The 18,488-nt window shown below is 43.9% G+C and carries 17 protein-coding genes; 2 read left to right on the top strand and 15 right to left on the bottom strand.

Features of this window, described 5'->3' with window-relative positions; genetic code table 11:
- Positions 1-60: 60 nt before the first annotated feature.
- The 12 genes from ade to LU279_RS09605 form a co-directional block, all read right to left on the bottom strand.
- Positions 61-1,788: an adenine deaminase gene (gene ade, locus LU279_RS09660; protein WP_274422331.1), complete on the bottom strand. Its 1,728-nt coding sequence runs from the start codon at positions 1,786-1,788 to the stop codon at positions 61-63.
- Between the two features lie 409 nt (positions 1,789-2,197).
- A complete protein-coding gene (locus LU279_RS09655; RefSeq protein ID WP_274422330.1) occupies positions 2,198-2,692 on the bottom strand; it encodes a tRNA (cytidine(34)-2'-O)-methyltransferase in 495 nt (164 codons plus the stop codon).
- Positions 2,686-3,420 carry an AIR synthase-related protein gene (locus LU279_RS09650; protein WP_274422329.1) on the bottom strand — a complete coding sequence of 245 codons (735 nt, stop codon included), beginning with the start codon at positions 3,418-3,420 and terminating at the stop codon, positions 2,686-2,688. The genes LU279_RS09655 and LU279_RS09650 overlap by 7 nt, the downstream gene beginning before the upstream one ends.
- 157 nt (positions 3,421-3,577) lie before the next feature.
- Positions 3,578-5,248, bottom strand: coding sequence for a B12-binding domain-containing radical SAM protein (locus LU279_RS09645; RefSeq protein ID WP_274422328.1), 1,671 nt, complete (start codon positions 5,246-5,248; stop codon positions 3,578-3,580).
- A gap of 24 nt (positions 5,249-5,272) precedes the next feature.
- Entirely contained in the window at positions 5,273-5,575 is a 303-nt protein-coding gene (gene trxA, locus LU279_RS09640; protein ID WP_274422327.1) for a thioredoxin, read from the bottom strand.
- 14 nt (positions 5,576-5,589) lie between these two features.
- Positions 5,590-6,492 (bottom strand): NAD(P)/FAD-dependent oxidoreductase, encoded by a 903-nt coding sequence (locus LU279_RS09635; protein ID WP_274422326.1) that lies wholly within the window; start codon positions 6,490-6,492, stop codon positions 5,590-5,592.
- 146 nt (positions 6,493-6,638) lie between these two features.
- Positions 6,639-7,406, bottom strand: coding sequence for a LamB/YcsF family protein (locus tag LU279_RS09630; RefSeq protein WP_274422325.1), 768 nt, complete (start codon positions 7,404-7,406; stop codon positions 6,639-6,641).
- A gap of 14 nt (positions 7,407-7,420) precedes the next feature.
- Positions 7,421-8,767 (bottom strand): acetyl-CoA carboxylase biotin carboxylase subunit, encoded by a 1,347-nt coding sequence (gene accC / locus LU279_RS09625; protein ID WP_274422324.1) that lies wholly within the window; start codon positions 8,765-8,767, stop codon positions 7,421-7,423.
- A gap of 22 nt (positions 8,768-8,789) precedes the next feature.
- A complete protein-coding gene (gene accB, locus LU279_RS09620; protein ID WP_274422323.1) occupies positions 8,790-9,227 on the bottom strand; it encodes an acetyl-CoA carboxylase biotin carboxyl carrier protein in 438 nt (145 codons plus the stop codon).
- Positions 9,228-9,318: 91 nt separating this feature from the next.
- Positions 9,319-10,323 carry a biotin-dependent carboxyltransferase family protein gene (locus LU279_RS09615; protein WP_274422322.1) on the bottom strand — a complete coding sequence of 335 codons (1,005 nt, stop codon included), beginning with the start codon at positions 10,321-10,323 and terminating at the stop codon, positions 9,319-9,321.
- 1 nt (position 10,324) lies between these two features.
- Complete coding sequence (gene pxpB, locus LU279_RS09610; RefSeq protein WP_274422321.1) at positions 10,325-11,053, bottom strand: 5-oxoprolinase subunit PxpB; 729 nt, start codon at positions 11,051-11,053, stop codon at positions 10,325-10,327.
- A 77-nt stretch (positions 11,054-11,130) separates the two neighbouring features.
- Positions 11,131-12,333, bottom strand: a complete 1,203-nt coding sequence (locus LU279_RS09605; RefSeq protein WP_274422320.1) for an NRAMP family divalent metal transporter — start codon at positions 12,331-12,333, stop codon at positions 11,131-11,133.
- Positions 12,334-12,668: 335 nt separating this feature from the next.
- Here LU279_RS09605 and LU279_RS09600 point away from each other — a divergent pair, with 335 nt between their 5' ends.
- The gene (locus LU279_RS09600; protein ID WP_274422319.1) at positions 12,669-13,853 is read left to right on the top strand and encodes an iron-containing alcohol dehydrogenase; all 1,185 of its coding nucleotides are present in this window, start codon (positions 12,669-12,671) and stop codon (positions 13,851-13,853) included.
- Between the two features lie 201 nt (positions 13,854-14,054).
- Here LU279_RS09600 and LU279_RS09595 read toward each other — a convergent pair whose 3' ends face one another.
- On the bottom strand, positions 14,055-14,702 hold the full coding sequence (locus LU279_RS09595) for a glycoside hydrolase family 31 protein (RefSeq protein WP_274422318.1): 648 nt from the start codon (positions 14,700-14,702) through the stop codon (positions 14,055-14,057).
- Between the two features lie 857 nt (positions 14,703-15,559).
- On the opposite strand from LU279_RS09595, the gene LU279_RS09590 reads away from it, so the two are divergent.
- Entirely contained in the window at positions 15,560-16,915 is a 1,356-nt protein-coding gene (locus LU279_RS09590) for an MATE family efflux transporter (RefSeq protein WP_274422317.1), read from the top strand.
- 78 nt (positions 16,916-16,993) lie between these two features.
- Here LU279_RS09590 and LU279_RS09585 read toward each other — a convergent pair whose 3' ends face one another.
- Positions 16,994-17,779 carry a CPBP family intramembrane glutamic endopeptidase gene (locus tag LU279_RS09585; RefSeq protein ID WP_274422316.1) on the bottom strand — a complete coding sequence of 262 codons (786 nt, stop codon included), beginning with the start codon at positions 17,777-17,779 and terminating at the stop codon, positions 16,994-16,996.
- Between the two features lie 41 nt (positions 17,780-17,820).
- Positions 17,821-18,468, bottom strand: a complete 648-nt coding sequence (locus tag LU279_RS09580) for an HAD-IA family hydrolase (RefSeq protein WP_274422315.1) — start codon at positions 18,466-18,468, stop codon at positions 17,821-17,823.
- Positions 18,469-18,488 lie beyond the last annotated feature (20 nt).

Below are 18,488 nucleotides of genomic sequence, written 5' to 3'. Positions count from 1 at the left end.
CCTGTCGTGCTTTTCCTCATTTATCGGTAATATTCTCTTATCCTTCCAGGGTTGATAAAATTATTTTTCAAAAGGACTGGAAAGGATTCTGTCCTCTTTTACAAGATAAATTCCTCTTGGAGTAACACGTATCTCAGGAATAACCGGAAGCGCCATAAAGGACAGCGTGATAAAAGGATCAAACCCTTTTTTTATGCCCATTTCATAGGCTCTGGGGATCATCTTTCCAAGAAGGGCGTTTACCTTTTCATATCCTTCATCACTCATCAAGCCCATAACCGGAAGCGGCAGTGTCTCATAAACTTTTCCGTTCTGCACCAGAGTATATCCGCCCTGAGTTCGCAAAAGCTCCTGTACAGCAAGGTACATATCTCTGTCATTATCTCCGATCACAATAAGATTGTGAGAATCATGGGAAACACTTGACGCGATGGCGCCTCCTGTGATTCCAAAGCCTTTTACAATACCTACTCCTGTTTTTCCTGTATTCTTATGACGTTCAATCACTGCAATTTTCTGGTAAACACTGTCTGCAGCAAAAAACCTCTCTCCGCCTTCTTCCCGGAAAGGAACCTCCTCCACAAGATCCTCTGTTACAATCTGCCCCTCCACCATCCGGAGCACATGAGCTTTTTCACCGGTATGTATAAGTCTCAGGTCATTTTCACTGAAATTCTTTAAATGAACTGTATTTTTTAGAGATGGCGCACAGGGACGAATCTCAGCTTTCTCATCTTTCTGGATTTTAATGCCTTTATGATAGACTTCCAGCACGTTCATGTCCTTCAGATTATCCAGAATTACAAGATCAGCCTGATATCCCGGAGCGATTGCGCCCAGATGCCTTAATCCATAACACCGGGCAGCCTGGATTGTTGCCATTTTAAGAGCTTTTTCCGGAGCCAGCCCAAGCTGTACCGCACGTTTTACATTATAATTAATATGTCCCTCTCTCCGTATTTCTTCAATATGTTTGTCATCTGTGCAGAAACAGAACCCTGAAGTATCTGTATTGTTTTTTACAACACCTTTTATAATAGCCTCCAGATTGCGAGCCGCGCTGCCTTCCCGGATCAGAACCTGCATACCGTTTCTGCACTCTTCCATGGCATATTCATAATCCACACATTCATGGTCCGTTGAAATTCCCGCCAAAGCGTAGGCGGCCAGTTCTCCCTTTGCCAGAAACGGCGCATGGCCGTCCCGGATACGATTCTGAAACAGTCCCAGCTTTTCATGCATGGAAACACTGCCATTGATCACGGAAACAGCGTCCATCACCTCTCCCAGTCCCAAAATTCTCGGATTGTCCAGATATCCTTTCATTTTTCCTGCCGTCAGAGTGCAGCCATTGTCATCTACATGAGTTGCAGGTACGCAGGAGGGCATCATCACATACACATTGGCCGGAACAGCCTCTGTCTGCTCCAGAATATAATCAATCCCGTCTGTTCCTGACACATTGGCAGATTCATGAGGATCCACAATAAATGTAGTGGTTCCACACTGCGCAGCCTGGCGGATCAGCTCTCCCGGAGTCACAAGAGTGGATTCCAGATGAAGGTGGCTGTCAATAAAGCCCGGGCAGACATACTTTCCGGTAAGATCTGTCTCCTTCTCTCCGCTGTAGCTTCCTGTTCCAAGGATCAGCCCGTCTGCAACAGCCACATCGCCTTTACGGAATTCACCTGAATGTGCATAAAAAATATTCGCATTTTTCAAAACAAGAGGAGCCTTTCGGATTCCTCTTGCCATTTCAGAATACACACGATACTGTTCAAGCTCCATATCCCTGCCTCCTTTATACATCCGAGAATATCCCGTTTCTATATTCTCATAAAATTTGTTCATTATCCATATATACAGAATCTTCTCTGTCTATCAAAGTTATATTTTTATTATATTACCATCTTTTCTATGTATTTTCAATTATTATTTGTATATTTTATATAAATATCAATGGTTTTCTTTTTTATTTTAGTTCTTATTTGTAAATATTCTGAAAATTATTTCATTTTCTTTCCAGATCTGTCCCTGTATAATGAATATACAGGGCGTATTTTAAAAGAGAAGTTTTTCCAGTATAATTTTCTATAAAACAAAAACTCTGAGGTATTCCACATTCAGAATGTATCTCAGAGTTTTTATTTTTGTTCAGTACAGAATCTTCTCACAGACAAGCATTCTGTCTGATTTTTTATTTCCAGTGATATTTCGTAAGCTGACCTTCCAGCTGCATATGACTGAAATTCTGCTGTCTCAGCGCTTCATAGAGGATCACCGCTACTGAATTACTGAGATTCAGGGAACGGATGTCATTGATCATTGGAATCCTCACACAGCGTTCCTGATTTTTAAGAAGAATTTCCTCCGGTATGCCTGCGCTTTCCTTGCCAAACATAATAAAGCAGTCTTCCTCATAGCTGACCTCTGCATAAGTCTGAGGCGCTTTTGTACTGGCATAATAAATTTTTGCTCCCGGATTTCTGTTCAGGAAATCCTCATAATCAAGATAAGTGGTAACATCCAGATCCTTCCAGTAATCCATTCCGGCTCTTTTTAATGCCTTTTCGCTGAGACTGAAGCCAAGAGGCTCGATCAGATGGAGCCTGGTTCCTGTTGCCACACAGGTCCTTCCGATATTTCCGGTGTTTGCCGGGATTTCCGGCTCATGAAGTACGATATTCAGCATTTCTGTTTCTCCTTATGTTTTCCCGGAAGCAGACCTTTCTTTTTCCAGGAACTTCCCCAGGAAAATTTTGTAAGTTCATCTTCTGCCGGCCGTTCCAGGTATCGGCAGTTCTCTCCGCTGTACAGCAGCCTGTCGTTTCCTTTTACAGCCTGCCCGATCACCGCAGCAGGAATCCCCTTTTGCCTGCAGAACAGTTCAAGTTCTGTCCCGTTTGGAGTGCCGATCAGCAATGCCCCTTCAGAAAAAAGTCTGTAAGGGTTCAGATCAAACCTTTCACAAATTTCTATGGTTTCCTGACGGACAGGAATTTTACGGAGATCTGCCTGAATTCCTGTTTCCCCGGCCTCTGCCATTTTCCAGAGTCCGGCAAGCACGCCGCCTGTTCCCAGAACACAGAGTGCATCTGCGCCCATATTCCGGGCAGCTTTCCACACAGAGGATTTTTCTGCGCGGACTTTATTTTTTTCATTCAGCTGCTCACAGGTAAGATTTTCCCATTTTCCCGGAAGAATCTCCAGTTCATATGCTCCATAGAGAGAATGACTTCTCTGCGCATCCCAGAGAAAACCTTCTGAAAAATAGCATTTAAGAGTTTCTTTTTCCTTTTCAGCAATCAGAGCAGTTCCCGACAGGGCAATGTCTCCCACAACAACCAGATCATCCCCTGCTTTCAGCTCACCTGTGATCTCAGCTTTTAATGCTTCCATTGCTTTTTGTCCAAGTTTCATTTTTATTTCCTCTGTCAGGCAAGAATGGACAGGATACTTGGAACTACCATGGCAAGCACAAGGATAATAGCAATCACTGCTGTAATTATTTTACGTTTTTTCGGATTAAACATTCCCATTTTTGTCACCTCTTTTATGTTACAGATCACATTTCTGTTTATACATTACTTTCTGAGTTCTGTTTCGGAAAAATCAGTTCCGCCAGGGCATTATTTGTAAGAGGATCACGCTTTTCATAGTCAAACAGAACTGCGCTTCCATCCTCAAATACTTCAATATGAGCGGTTTTTGAAATCTTGTTTGCTTTCCTGTAATTTCGCACAGATGCTTCATAAGGTTTCTGATCCGAAGCAAACACCGGACGTTTTTTCAGCTTTTCTCTCAGATAAAGATCATATACCATATACTGAGCTACTGTATTTACAGAAAGCTGAGTCTTCTCTTTTAGAAATTCCAGAAGAATCTCATAACGCCTGAGTCTGGAATGGGAAACCTCTTCATATCCTTTTTCCTCATAATAGGCTCCCAGACTTTCATAAAAAGAAAACATGTCCTGATAAAACGTTTCAATCCAGGAAAGTGTTTTCCGAAACTGACCACTATTATAATACACTTCCACCATACTTTCCACCATTTTTAGCTTCAAAATATCCTTATAAGAAAGCCAGGCGGTAGACAGAACCTCATAAGGCTCCTTTTCCTTATACACAATTTCGTATTTTTGCGCCTCATGATACATGGAGGATCCTTTCAGCACTTTCAGAAATCCCAGCTGAAGCTGATCCGGTTTCATACGATAAACCTGTTCAAAAGAACGGCGGAAGCTTTCATAATCTTCATAGGGAAGTCCGGCGATCAGATCCAGGTGCTGATGAATGTTTCCAAAACTTTTTACACGTGCCACAGATGTTTCCAGTTTTTTCAGATCCATATTCCTGTGGATTGCACAGATGGTATCCGGATTTGTGGACTGAACCCCGATTTCAAGCTGGATCAGTCCCGGGCGCATCCTGCTCATCAGTTCCAGCTCTTCCTCACGAAGCAGATCCGCAGATATTTCAAAATGAAAGTTCGTCACTCCATTGTCATGGTCCAGAATATATTTCCAGATCTCCATTGCATGGTCATGTTTACAGTTAAAGGTTCTGTCCACGAACTTTACCTGAGGAACTTTTTTGTCCAGGAAAAACTGAAGTTCTTTTTTTACAAGCTCAAGATCACGGAATCGGAGTTTTTTATCAATAGATGAAAGACAGTAACTGCATGAAAAAGGACATCCCCTGCTGCTCTCATAATAAATGATCCTGTTTGCAAAATCTTCTGTCTGCTCATAGGCAAAAGGTACTCTGCTTAAATCCATCACATCCCGCCATCCGTTGTGAAAAATCTGACCCTTTTCCCGGAATGCGATACCCCGGATATCTGCCAGTACTCCTTTTCCTTCTATGTAATAACGGGTCAGCTCCAGAAAAGTTTCTTCTCCTTCTCCTACCATAACGCCTGTCACCTGCGGCATTTCCCTTAAAAAATTTTCCGCATCAAAAGAAACCTCCGGGCCACCGACCCAGAAAGCCGTACCCGGAAGTATTTTTTTGAGGTCAGGGATCAGATCCCGGATAAAAGAAATATTCCAGATATAGCAGGAAAAGCAGACCACCTCTGCACCGCTTCTGTAAATATCCTTCAGGATCTCATCCCTTGTCTGATTGATCGTATACTCCCCAAGAAGTATATGTTCTTTATATTCAGATGCAAACGCTCTGAGATCATACACTGCCGGATTAGAGTGGATGTACTTTGCGTTGCATGCTGCCAGCAAAATTTTCATATGTCAGACTCCCCGCTGATCTCTTCAGTCATTGAGAAGCGCAAGCAGGTCATTCTTGGAGGTAAGCCCTACAATACGGTTTGCTTCTTTTCCATTCTTAAATACAATCAGGGTAGGAATACTCATGATCTGAAACTGCTGAGCAAGAGCAGGCTCCTGATCCACATCAACCTTCCCTACTGTATATCCCTCAGCTGCGATTTCTTCCACAATAGGGGCCTGGCGCATACACGGTCCGCACCATGTTGCCCAAAAATCCACCAGAACCGGCTTTTCTGACTGAAGTACCTCTGCTTCAAAATTCTGTGATGTTAATGTAATTTCCATAATCAATCGCTCCTTTATTTTTTGAATTTTCTTCGAATATATTTTCCTGCACTGATTCCTGCCACGCAGCCTTCTGAAACTGCTGTCGCTACCTGAAGCAGACCGCCTGTGCAGTCTCCTGCTGCAAAAAGTCCCGGAATCGTTGTTTCCATTTCCTGGTTTACTCTGATATTTCCTTTTTCTGTCAGTTCAGCTCCCATCTGGCGGGCAATTTCTGCGCTCCCCGCAGTTCCAAGCGCTACGAAAATCCCATCAGCCGGATAAAAAGAATCCTTTCGGTCCTTACAATCCAAAGCGCTCATATCCTGATCCATCCGAAGGCCGGAAACAGTATTTTCACCTTCTACCGACTGGATTTTCATGGTATTCACCTGAATATCATGCTCTCTTGAAAACTCAGGCTCCTCGCCATTGGTATAGATTGTTACGGAAGGAGTCACATTCTTCAGCTGTTCTGCCTCATGGAGGGCAAAATCGCTGTTTCCAAGAACTGCAACCTGTTTTCCTCTGTAAAAAAAGGCATCGCAGATGGCGCAGTAACTGACACCTTTTCCCTCGTATTCCCTGAGTCCCGGAATGGAGGGCGCTGCCCGTTTACTTCCTGTAGCAAGGATCACACTTTCGGTTTCTATCTCTCCGTCTGTTGTCCGGATCGTAAAAGTATCAAATCCGCTGATCCCCAGAACCTGGGTTTCCATTACTCTTACTCCCAGAGCCTTCGCCTGGGAAATTCCTCTGTCAAAAAGCTCCTGCCCGGAAAGCGGTTTCTCCAGACCATAATAATTTTCTATTTTTTCTGCTTTTTCAAGGGCTCCGATCCCTGTGTGGATCACAAGGGGATCCAGATTTCCTCTGGCTGTATAAAGGGCTGCGGAAATCCCTGCGGGACCTGCGCCAATGATCACTACATGTTCCATTTCCATTCACCTGCCTTTTCTATAATATACTGTTTTCATGAAAAAATTTCCGTGATATTGTCACAGAAAAAATTTCCTGTTTTTAAAATAAGTAAGACAGAACCCTCCAGAAGCTCTGAACTGATTCTGTCTTATTTTATTCACATTTACACAATCCTGTCAAGGGCGCAGATTTCCACACCCTCATCCGTCAGAGCTCTGCGGATTTTTTCCACAAAGGCCAGAGCCTTTGCTCCGTCTCCGTGAACGCACACAGAATCTGCCTGAATAGGAATATCCTTTCCTGTAATGGCTGTAACCTTTTTCTCTTTTACCATCCGCACCACACGAGAAACCGCAAGATCCTCATCTGTGATCATTGCGCCCTCTTTACGGCGATTTACAAGAGAACCGTCCTCCTCATAAGCGCGGTCCGCAAAAACCTCCAAAGCAGTACGAAGCCCCAGATCTTTTGCCGCCCGGGCAAGCTCGCCTCCGGAAAGCGCCAGAACAATAAGATCCGGATCAAACTCTTTAATTCCCTGGCAGATTGCAAAAGACAACTCATAATCTCTGGCAGCCATATTGTAAAGAGCTCCGTGAGGCTTCACATGCTGCATTTTCATATGATGGACTCTGCAGAATGCGTCCAGCGCTCCAAGCTGATACAGAACATATGCCTTGGCTTCATCAGGGCTGACACTTAAATTCCTTCTTCCAAATCCCATAAGATCCGGAAATCCCGGATGTGCTCCCACACCAATTCCGGCTGCTTTTGCCATGCCAAGAGTTTTATCCATCACAACAGGATCTGAAGCATGGTAGCCACAGGCTACATTGGCTGAGGTGATCAGAGGGATCACTTTTTCATCATTTCCAATGGTATAACTGCCAAAGCTTTCTCCCAGGTCACTGTTTAAATCTACTTTGTACATAAACGCCCTCACTCCTATTTAATATTCATCATACTTTCTATAAATCCTGTATCTGCTTTTCCCTCACAGAATACCGGATGCTTCATGATCTGGTACTGAAAATCAAGATTTGTTTCCACCCCTACGATAAGCATCTCATCCAGCGCAGAACGCATTTTCTGAAGAGCTGCCTCACGATCCGGCGCATGGACGATCACCTTTGCGATCATGGAATCATACTCAGAAGGGATCCGGTACCCTGTATAAAGCCCGGTATCCACCCGCACTCCGTTGCCTGCCGGAAGATGAAGATTCTGGACCACACCGGGACTTGGCATAAAATTCTTTTCCGGGATCTCCGCATTGATCCTGCACTCAATGGCATGACCGCGCAGTTTCACATCCTCCTGGCCAAAGCTCAGAGGAAGTCCCATAGCAACTCTGATCTGTTCAATGATCAGATCTGTACCTGTAACCATTTCTGTCACACCATGCTCCACCTGGATTCGGGTATTCATTTCCATAAAAAAGAATTCACCTTTTGGGCTTACAATAAACTCAATGGTTCCTGCATTGGTGTAGTTTACAGTTTTTGCAGCCAGTACCGCATACTGATTCATTTTTTCTCTGATTTCTTCTGTAATGGCCGGAGACGGAGATTCCTCGATCAGCTTCTGATGATTTCTCTGGACAGAACAGTCCCTTTCGCCCAGCGCCACAACATTTCCAAATTTATCTGCCATAATCTGTATTTCCACATGACGGGGATTTTCCACAAACCGTTCAATATACATGGTGTCATCGCCAAAGGCATTGGCAGACTCTCTCTGCGCCACATTAAACTGAAACTCAAACTCATCTTCTGAAGCAGCCACCCGCATTCCTTTTCCGCCGCCTCCGGAAGATGCCTTGATCATAACAGGATATCCAATCTCACCGGCCAGCTTCCGCCCGGTTTCTGCATCATAAACCGGTTCCTTTGTTCCCGGCACTACAGGAACTCCTGCTTCCATCATAGTTTTTCTTGCCTGGGATTTATTTCCCATTTTATCGATCACATCTGCATCCGGACCTATAAAAGTGATTCCGTTTTCCTGACATCTGCGGACAAACTCACTGTTTTCAGACAAAAAACCAAATCCGGGATGAATGGCGTCCGCTCCCATATTTCTGGCTGCCTGGATGATCCTGTCCATATTCAGATAACTGTTTCTGGCAGGTCCCTCTCCAATACAGATTCTCTGATCTGCCAGCTGTACATGAAGGCTTTTGGCATCTTCCTTGGAATAGACAGCCACACTTCGTATTCCCAGATTCCTGCAGGCACGGATGATCCGGACAGCAATTTCTCCCCGGTTGGCAATCAAAATTTTGTTAAACAATATTCAGGCCTCCCTCCGGCTTTTATAATTTTTTTACACGAAACAGAGGCTGTCCGTATTCTACCTTCTGCTCATTGCTTACAAGAACTGCCTCGATCTCACAGTCAAAATCACTCTGAATCTCATTCATCAGCTTCATTGCTTCAAGAATACATACCGTCTGTCCGTTTTTCACCTGATCTCCCACCTTTACAAAAGTCGGGGCATCCGGCGCCGGAGCTGAATAAAAGGTTCCCACGATCGGAGAAGTGATAAAAAGTTTTTCATCTTCCGGATCTGCTTCTTCCACTGTTACTTCCGGTACTGCCGGAGCAGTCGGCATCGGCATTCCGGCTGCCACTACAGGAGGATGATCCAGCTTGCTCATTGTGATCTTCATATCTCCCTCTTTCAGAGTAAATTCTGTCAGAGAAGAATTTTCGATTATTTTTACCAGTCCTTCAATTTTTTCTAAATCCATTCGTATCTCTCCTTTTCTGCTGCATTTTCTGTTTCTGTTGGTTTCTGAAAGTACAGGATACTGTTCTCACAGTACTGTCCCATACAAAACTTTATTCAAATAATTTCCTCAGTCTTTTTGCCACCAGTCTGCAGTCCAGAACCTCTTTGCAGGGCTGATGGATAATTTTTCTCATGGCATCCAGTTCTTCAATTTCCTTCAGATAAAGAGCCTGAGCTTCCTGCACTGTAACTGCCCGGAACCGCAGCTTCTGATCCGTTTTCCTCTGCACTACAGCCGGGATATCTACAGATGCCACTGTGGCGATCTTTCCATATCCTCCGGTTGTCTGCCTGTCAGAAAGAAGGATGATCGGTTTTCCATGAGAAGGAACCTGCACAGAGCCAAACGCAATTCCGTCAGAAATAATATCCGAGGTTTCCTTTGGAGCAATAAACGGACCTTCCAGTCTGCATCCCATTCTGTCAAAGTCGCTTGTCACTGTGTACTCGCTGCTAAGAAAAGTCTCAATTCCCTGTCTGCTGAAAAGTTCTTCCTGAGGTCCCATAACCACACGGATTTCCGCCTGATCCTGATCGAAGTTTTCCGGCTCCAGCTTTCTGGAAAGGAAAAACGGAAGATATCTTCTCTTGATCCGGAAATTCATATAATCTCCTGCCTGAAGTTTCCTTCCCTTAAAGCCACCGATCCCGCTTTTCATATTGGTACAACGGCTTCCCATAACCACCGGGATATCCAGATAGCTGGAAAAAGCAATATAACCTCTGCTTCCGGTTCTTGCGCTTCCAAATTTCAGAATATCCCCTTTGTTCATATAAAGGGCCGTATACATAGGTACCGGCTCTCCATTGACCTGTGGCTGAAAATCTCCTCCGGTAATGGCAATAATGGTTGCTGATGTAAATTCCAGTGTTGGACCGATCAGCGTCATTTCCAGCACCGCCTCGTTTTCCGGATTATCCAGAAGAAGATTAGCTATTTTAAAGGAACGCACATCCATGACTCCTGCCACAGAAAAGCCCTGACTCTGATATCCGGTGCGGCCAAGATCCTGAACTGTTGTCATCATTCCACCTTTTAATACACGAATTCCCATTTTACACCTCTTCCTCGTGGATCACGCACTGATATTCTCCACGTTCCACAGCATCCTTGATACGAAGATATTCTGCTTCGTCTACCGGGACAAACCTGATATAATCTCCGGCTTCTACCAGGATAGGCACTTCCCTGTCCGGATCATAGGTTTTTACCGGAGTCATGCCCATAAGCTGCCAGCCTCCCGGAGAGTCCAGAGGATAAATACCTGTCTGAGAGCCTCCGATTCCCACACTGCCTGCACTGATCCGAATTCTCGGATTGGCAAGCCTTGGTGTATGAAGCCGTTCATCCAGTCCTCCCAGATAAGTAAAACCAGGCAGAAAGCCCAGCATATAGATGAGATAATCCTTTGAAGAATGAATGCGGATAACCTCTTCCTCTGTCAGGTCTGCATGTTCTGCAATATTTGCAATATCCGGTCCATATTCACCGCCGTAGCATACCGGGATCTCAAAAATTCTTTTGCGGTTCTCTCCCGCTTTTACTTCTACCTTTACCAGCGCCTGCATTCTTTTGCGGATCTCATCATAGGAGATCACGCGGGGGTCGTAATTGATCAGAAGAGAACAGAAGGCAGGGATCATGTCCACCACTCCCTCAATATGCTGTTCCTTCATAAGCTGAATAGTAGCAGAAATCTTCCTGTTGATCTCCGGACTGATCTCCTTTCCGAATTCAATTAAAATAGAAGAATCTCCTGCTGTTAAAATTCTGATATTCTGCATGTTTTTCTCCTTGATTCATAAATATCAGAAAAAGGTGTAAGCCTCTGTGACCACACCTTTCCCCGTTCTCACTATGCTCAGAATAAACTTCCCAGATTTGATACAAAGGTTGTGATTCCAAGATAAGCAGAAATAATAACTACAATAATTCCAAGTACCAGAAGCCATGTAGGATGATGATATGTTTCTCCCATAATGGTTTTCTTCTTTGATGCGATCAGACAGATTCCCAGAGTGATCGGAAGGATCAGTCCGTTCAGAGCTCCTGCAACAACAAGAAGCGTTGCCGGATTTCCAAGGATCAGCATGATCAGTGTAGATGCCGCGATAAAACCAATGATCACTCCATTCTCATGCTTTTCAATAGCCGGATGGAAGGTCTTTAAAAAGGATACGGATGTATAGGCAGCACCAATGATGGAAGTGATCGCCGCACACAGCAGAACAAGTCCTGCAAAACGGTATCCGATCTCGCCCGCACCTTTTTTGAACGCATCAGCTGCCGGGTTGGCAGGATCAAGAGTCACACCCTTTACGACTACGCCAAGCACTGCCAGAAACAGGAAAATACGCACAATCGTTGCAATACCGATTCCCATTACAGAGCTTTTGTTGATCTCTTTTAAGTTCTTTTCACCTGTAATACCTGCATCGATCAGACGGTGCGCTCCGGCAAAGGTAATGTAGCCTCCCACAGTTCCGCCCAGAAGCGTGATAATGGCAGGAACAAGAGCCTGAACACCTGCATCCGGAACAAATGTATTCTTAATCGCTGAACCTACCGGTGGTCTTACAACTACGATCACTATAAAAATAACTGCGATCATGATCGCTCCAAGAACTTTTGTCAGTGTATCCATGGCTCCTTTTGCATTTCTGGAGAGAAATACCAGGATTGCCAGCACTCCGGCAAGTACATATCCCACTTTGGTAGGAATTCCCAGAAGTGTATTAAAACCAAGAGCTCCTCCGCCAACATTGCCGATATTAAATACCAGGCCGCCTAAGACTACCATGAAAGATACCAGATACCCAAGTCCCGGAAGAACTTTATTGGCAACTTCCTGTCCTCTCAGACCTGTCACGCAGAGCACTCTCCAGATATTCATCTGTGCCACTGCAGCCAGAAGAATGGAGATCAGGATTACAAAGCCGAAGCTTGCCTGAAAATCACTGGTAAATTTTGATGTCTGAGTCAGAAATCCAGGTCCGATTGCTGAGGTTGCCATCAAAAAGGCAGCACCCAGAAGCGCACCTCCATTTTTCTTTTTGTCGCTCATTCTCTTTCCTCCTTTTTCGTTTTTGATAGAAAAAGACACTCTGCGTTGCGCAGAGTGCCTGCTTCAAACTCTTTGGTTATTATATCATAATTTACAGTATTCAACAAGAATTTTTTGATTAACCGGCAAGCGATGATTTATCTGTCAGTGTTTTTATAATGGATTTTGCCTGCTCTCTGTTATCAGGGATTTTCAGCACCAGAGAAATACCTTCCGCGATCAACTCCATTATACAATTTTTTTGTATTCTTTTTCAATTTTATTAAATTTTTTTTGACTATTTGTGATATCTTTTTTATAATAGAAAGAGTATTAACATAAAAGGAGCATTTGCTATGAGAGGCTTTGAATATTACACCCCTACAAGGGTTATTTTTGGAAAAGATACGCATTTAAAAGCCGGCGAACTTCTGAAAGAATATGGCTGTAAAAAAGTCCTGATCCATTACGGAAGCGGAAGCGCTGTTTCTACTGGACTTCTGGATCAGATCAAATCCAGCCTGACCGAAGCCGGAGTAAATTTTGTCACACTGGGAGGCGTTGTATCCAATCCCAGACTCAGTAAGGTTCGTGAGGGAATTGAGCTGTGTAAAAAAGAACAGGTTGATTTTCTTCTTGCCGTAGGCGGCGGAAGTGTGATAGATTCCTGCAAGGCCATCGGCTACGGAGTTGCCAATCCCTGGACAGACGTATGGAATTTCTTCCTGAAAACAGAAGTTCCTGAAGACTGTCTTCCCATTGGCGCCATTCCTACCATTGCCGCATCAGGAAGTGAAATGAGCGGATCCTGCGTGATCACAAACGAGGACGGATGGCTGAAACGAGGAAGCACCAGAAGCGATCTCTGCCGCCCCAGATTCGCTCTTTTGAATCCCAGACTCACATATACGCTGCCTCAGTACCAGACCGAAAGCGGATGTGTGGATATTCTTATGCATACCATGGAACGATACTTTGTTAATCTGGAAACCATGGAGATCACTGACAGCATCAGCGAATCTCTGATGCAGACTGTGATCTATAATGCCAGAATACTCATGAAAGAACCGGGCAATTACAATGCCAGAGCTGAGGTAATGTGGGCCGGAAGCCTTTCCCATAACGGGCTGACAGGCTGTGGAACAGGAGGAGGCGACTGGGCCTGTCATCAGCTTGAACACGAGCTGGGCGGCCTGTATGATGTTGCCCACGGCGCCGGGCTTGCCGCCATCTGGGGCAGCTGGGCAAGATATGTATATCAGGAAAACCCGGAGCGCTTTGCCCAGTTTGCCACAAATGTATTTGATATTCCCTGCTATGTGGACTTTGAAAAAACAGCCCTGGCAGGTATTGAAGCCATGGAAGATTTTTTCCGCTCAATAAAAATGCCTACCAGCCTCCGGGAGCTTGGTCTTGATCTGAATGAAAAACAGATTCACGAGCTTGCCTTTAAATGCAGTTTTGAAGACACCCGTACCATTGGCGTTTTCAAACAGCTGAATATGAAAGACATGGAAAAAATTTATCTTATGGCACGCTGATCTTTCCGATCCGCATACCAGAACAATATTTTTTCTCTGTAATCAAAGATTTTCCTCAGATATCCTGAAATTCCACCACATATTTCTGATCTGTTTCAGAAGCAAGGGTGGATTTCAGGATTCTTTTTTATTTACTTGGAAACAAAGTAATACTTTCTGTACTAACCTTCCTGGTAAATAAAAGCGCTCCGCTTTGTTCTCTTATAGAGAAATACTTTGCTCCTTTCCGTCATATGCAAAACGCTTCTCCACCTTATCCCCTTCCAGAATCACACGACATTCGCGTCCCTTCAGTCCCTGTGCAAAGGTATGCTCTGCTGCCCCCACAGTCAGACAGCGCTCATCATCCTTCCAGATAAGAGAAATCTGGTTGTATTTTCCCTGCTCATAAGCATATCCGTCTCCGTCATCCTCATACAGAACAAAGCTTCCGTCAGCACCCGGATAAATATGGATCTCAAAGGGTGTTTCCACCACCTCATCCGCATAGCGCATTCTCTGCTCCATGGGAACGATGGCTCCGGCTTTTACAAATACCGGAATATGGTCAAGAGATGCATCGGCTTTAACCTCTGTGCCGCCCTCATATACCCCCATAGTGTGGAAATTATACCATTTTGTGCCGGCCGGAAGATAGCAGCTCCAAATTTTCTCACAGTCAATGGCACGATTTTCCCTCTCATAATACATGGGCTCTGTTACCGGACACACCAGAAGGCTGTCGCCGAACATATACTCATCCCCCAGCGCCGCCGCACGTTTATCCTCTGCAAAATCAAAAAGCAGACTTCTCATTATGGTGTAATCGTCTGTCCAGACCCTTGCTGCATTAGAGTAAATATAAGGCATCAGTCTGTATCTCAGCTCAATATTCTTTCCTGGTATGTGTGTCGTGGGTACTGGTAAGTTCTGCTCGTTTGAAACTGAATATCACGAAATCTGTGATACCATTCAGTTGGAAAAGTATCGTTATCTTTTTCAATATGCAAAGGAAAGTAATGATTTTGATTCATTTATGAAAATCGCAGTGTAGTTTTGTGCAATTTTTCAAATTTGCTCATTTATAGTATAATTACTAATCTTAGCCTACTCTAGGAAAAATCACATTTTCTTTTACTATTTTTTATTTATGTGTACTGTTTTAATTTCTCAGGCATAGTATAAATACTTTATATAGTTCTCTCTACACTGTTGAAATTTTCACACTTTGAAACTAGAATATGACATACTTTTATGTCTGCAAATGATATAACACTATTGCTGCCGAACCTCCAGCAGAAAGGAGGTGAATGCTAATGTCAGAACTTATCATGACGTTTTTTGTTTCTGTCGCAGCAGGTATAGTTAGCTACTATATCTGCAAATGGCTGGACAAAAACAATAGGCAGTAACAGTCTAAAGGTCTAAGCCACCTTACATAAAAGGAATAGCCCCCCCGGAAGTGTTGTGGACTTCCGGGGGGGCGTTTTCGCTAATGTCAGAATCATAACGTTTTTAGCTATTATCAGTATATGCTTCTCCTACCTGAAAGTCAACAAAATCTCATCGACAATATTCTTTTAATCTGTCACCTGGTTTCAGGTATCTCTAAAAATCCTAAAAATCCAAAATCCAACGCTTCCTTGACAATTCCTGATGATTTTCAGTATAATTTAGTGTAGTAAATCAAAAGAGAATTAAAATACTGAACAAGCGAGGTTTTACATATGAGCGCCACTTCTTCAAAAACACTTCTCACAGAAGGAGCCATCTGGAAAAGGATGACGGCTTTTGCCATTCCTATTTTTCTGGGCAATCTTTTTCAACAGCTTTACAATACTGCCGATTCTCTGATCGTAGGAAACTTTCTGGGCAGTAATGCTCTGGCTGCAGTCAGTTCTTCCGGAAGCCTTATTTTTCTTCTGGTAGGTTTTTTCAATGGGATTGCCATCGGCGCCGGAGTGGTCATTGCCCGATACTTCGGCGCAAGACAGACAAAGAATTTACAGAAAGCCATCCACACCACTATAGGCTTTGGACTATTCTCCGGAATTCTCTTGACGATCCTCGGTCTCCTTCTTGCTCCAAAGATCCTGGTTCTGATGAAAACTCCTGCAGACGTACTCCCCAATTCCATCCGATATTTCAGGATCTATTTCCTGGGGTCTGTGGCTTTTGTCCTCTATAATAATTTTGTCGGTATCCTGCAGTCCGTGGGGGACAGCAAGCATCCCCTTTACTACCTGATATTTTCCTCCCTGGTAAATATCTGTCTGGATCTTTTATTTGTAGGTGTTTTCCACATGGGAGTAGGCGCCGCAGCAGCTGCCACGATCATTTCCCAGTTTGTCAGCGCCTTTCTCTGCCTGAACCGTCTTACCAGGAAGAGTCCCGAAGAATATCGAGTATCTCTTCGTAAAATCCAGCTGGATCCCTCCATGCTCCGTCAGATCATTTCCAACGGACTGCCTGCAGGAATCCAGAATTCCATTATCTCTCTGGCAAATGTGGTGGTTCAGTCCAACATCAACAGCTTTGGCAAACTGGCTGTAGCCGGTTGTGGTTCCTATTCTAAAATAGAAGGTTTCGGTTTTCTTCCCATCACCTGTTTTTCCATGTCACTGACTACCTTTATCAGCCAGAATCTCGGGGCAAAAAAATATGACAGGGCAAAAAAAGGAGCCCGCTTCGGCATTATCTGCAGTCTTGTCATGGCAGAGTGCATAGGAATCATTATCTACTTTGCCTCTCCTGTACTGATCGCAGCTTTTAACAGCGATCCTGATGTTGTTGCTTTCGGAGTACAACAGGCCCGCACAGTGACTCTGTTTTATTTTCTTCTGGCATTTTCCCATTGTCTGGCAGGGCTTCTCCGGGGAGCAGGAAAATCCATTATTCCCATGTTTGTTATGATGATCTGCTGGTGTATCATCCGTGTAAGTTATATTACTGTTATTGTAAAGCTTATTCCATCTATCCAGGTAATCTTCTGGGCATACCCACTGACCTGGACGCTGAGTTCCATCGTATTTCTTATTTTTTATTTAAAGTCGGATTGGCTGCATATTACTTCCCGCAGTTAAAAATAGAATATGAAATAGCAGTCTCTACGGAAAGGGGATGTAAAAAAACTCGATTGAGTTTTTTTGCATCCCCTTTTTTTAAATCATCCGTCTGTAACATGTATGTCTTTTAAAATAACTGATGCCTGTTCCAAGTATGCATAAAAGAACTATATCAATCCCCAACGCAACCGTGATCATCTGTTCCTCCGGCATCCGAATCAGTAGTTCCGGAAGAATCAATGACCAGATATTTGCCCCCATATGAAGCAGAACACTTGCCCACAGATTTCCTGTGAGTTCCAGAAAATACGCAAACACAATTCCCAGAATCCCTGCATAAACAGCCTGGGTAAGATTCATGTGATAGATGCCAAAGAATACTCCTGATATCACTGCTGCAGTTGCCATCCGGGTATAATCCCTCAGTCTAAGATAAATCAGCCATCGAAAAACAATCTCCTCTGCAAGAGGAGCGATCACTCCCATCCAAAGTATAAGCATAAAAAAGCTTTTTCCGTTTGTGATCTGTGCTATATTTTCCTGATATTCCTGTACATTCAGAACGTTTTGAAGCAAAGCCACCAGCATATTGGCAAATGTAGCAAACGCCGCTCCTATCAACAGTAAAAAGATTCCTTCTCCAGGTTTCAGTTTTCTTCCCGGCTGCTCCGGAATCAATCCCCTGGCAACTCTTGCATTTTTATCCTTCTGATAAAACCAGATACAGGGAACCATTGTCAGAAGCGCGGTAATCCCAATCATCAGAATGGTCTGGGACTGATAAAATTCCAGTCCATATCCCATACCGTAACAAAGAACTGCCAGAGCTGTATATCCTACAATCTGGCTAATCAGAAAATGAATTCCACAGGGATAGATCACCCTCCACACTTTTTTGAAAATGTTCTGTTTATGCAGAGGGGTCAGCAGAAAAAATCAGTGATCCCCTGTACAGAATCTACAATCTTTAAAGGCTGCGCCTGTTTCAGTTCGTCTTCTGTACCATATCCATAAGATACTGCCACACATTCAAGTCCTGCCTTTCTGGCGCCTAACACATCATGCTCCTTATCCCCTACCATAATAACTTCATTACGATGATTCTGCATATTCAGACGGTTCAGAACCTCCTCGATTACTTCCGCTTTTCCGGTTCTTTTGCCGCTCATTTCACTTCCCACAATCTCACTGAAATATCCGGTCAGTGCAAAATGATTCAGGATTTTTTTTACAAAATATTCCGGCTTGGAAGAAGCAACTGCAAGGATATATCCTTTGTCGCACAATGTATCCAGCATCTCTTCCACTCCAGGATACGGCCGATTTTCAAAAATCCCGACAGTAGCATACCGCTCTCTGTAATACTCCACTGCTTTTCTTCCTGTTTCCTCGTCCAGTCCGGCATATGTCATAAACTGCTGTAAAAGAGGCGGTCCCACAAACACCTCCAGTTTTTTCAGATCTTCCTTCGGTTTTCCCAGTTTCTCCAACGCATACTGCACAGATTTAGTGATTCCCTCACCTGATTCTGTCAGTGTGCCGTCCAGATCAAATAAAATTACTTTATACATAAACGCCTCCGATTTTCAGA

The sequence above is a fragment of the Blautia sp. XA-2221 genome, from assembly GCF_028767025.1.
Taxonomy (GTDB): Bacteria; Bacillota; Clostridia; order Lachnospirales; family Lachnospiraceae; genus Blautia_A.
This window is presented reverse-complemented; position numbering and strand designations above follow the sequence as displayed.